1 protein-coding gene and 1 pseudogene are annotated in these 1,158 nt (G+C 69.1%); one reads left to right on the forward strand and one right to left on the reverse strand.

All coding sequences use genetic code 11. The features are described 5' to 3' along the window. Positions 1-558, reverse strand: a pseudogene (locus HUK84_RS19370) (hypothetical protein); the annotation flags it as partial. Between the two features lie 181 nt (positions 559-739). On the opposite strand from HUK84_RS19370, the gene HUK84_RS19375 reads away from it, so the two are divergent. Beyond that, the gene (locus HUK84_RS19375) at positions 740-901 is read left to right on the forward strand and encodes a hypothetical protein (protein WP_218064473.1); all 162 of its coding nucleotides are present in this window, start codon (positions 740-742) and stop codon (positions 899-901) included. Positions 902-1,158: the final 257 nt, after the last annotated feature.

The raw sequence follows: 1,158 nt of genomic DNA on the forward strand, positions 1-1,158 counted from the left end.
GATCACCCCGGTCGGGCGGGTCAGGCACAGCGCCGCCGCCAGCAGGGCCGCGCCCAGGCACCATCCCCGCGCCAGCGCCATCACGCACCCCAGCAGCAGGACGGCATAGAGACATTCGGTATAAGGCAGCCGGAACCACAGCCCCGTCGGCAGGACCATCAGCATCGCGATCCGGAACGCCCGGTCGGCCCGGTCGGCGCCGCAGCGCTGCCGCAGATAGGCGGCGGCCAGGGCGACCAGGACCGGAAACAATGCGGCATTGATGGCGACCCCGGCCGCATGCGCCCCCAGCCCGCTTGCATCCATGACCGCGCGCAACAGCAGGGGGTAGAGCGGAAAGAAGGCCCAGGCCGCCTGTCCGAGATCCGCCGCGTCCGTGCGGGGCGCGACGCCATAGCCGCGGGTCGCGATCTGTTCGTACCACAGGCAGTCCCAATGACACAGGCCGCCTGCCAGCCCGCCCAGCGGCCAGGCCAGAACCGCGAGCGCCAGCAGCAGCATGCCATGCTGCGCCACGATGCCGGCGAACTCGCGCTGCGGCACTCCGACCGCAGGCATGCGCGGCCGTCCGATGACCTCTTCCGTCACATCCTCTTCCCTGCAATCCGGTATCGTGGGCATCATCCGACGCCGCGCGCGTCACGTCCAGCCGCGGCGCCCGTTTTGCCGTGCTTCATAAAACCGTCGCATTTGCCGTCCATGGTCGTCAGGAACCATGACGGAACGAAGGACAGACGCGATGCGGACCATGCGGCACACCCCCCAGGATCACGCCCGGACGGCCGAAACGGGCGACGACGCGCAGTGCCAGGGCTATCCGCCGGTTGCGGATTCGCTGGGGTTCGAAACCGTGCCGCTGGGCGATCCGACCCGCTTTTCCCATCGCCTGACGGAAGAATAAGGGATCGGGCCCGAGGATCATGGCGGGATCGTGATTCCGGGGATGCTGGATGGCCGGTGTGGCCGGCACCATGTGCGTTGCGCAGCAAGGAGGGTGCCATGTCATCCAAAGGCCATCCGCACAAACATGCTCCGGGCCGTCACAAGGCGCCGCATTACGGAGCCGCCCATTACACCAAGACCTCGTCCAAACCGGTCGCCGCCCGCATGCCGGACCAGCGCGAGCCCGCGCCCGCCGGACGCGGCGCCAAGCCGGGC

Origin of the sequence: Nguyenibacter vanlangensis (assembly GCF_013376155.1) — a bacterium.
GTDB classification, from domain to species: Bacteria; Pseudomonadota; Alphaproteobacteria; order Acetobacterales; family Acetobacteraceae; genus Gluconacetobacter; species Gluconacetobacter vanlangensis.

Coding starts and splice junctions, on each gene's coding strand:
- HUK84_RS19375 (WP_218064473.1), top strand. CDS start 740: ATGCGGACCATGCGGCACACCCCCCAGGATCACGCCCGGACGGCCGAA.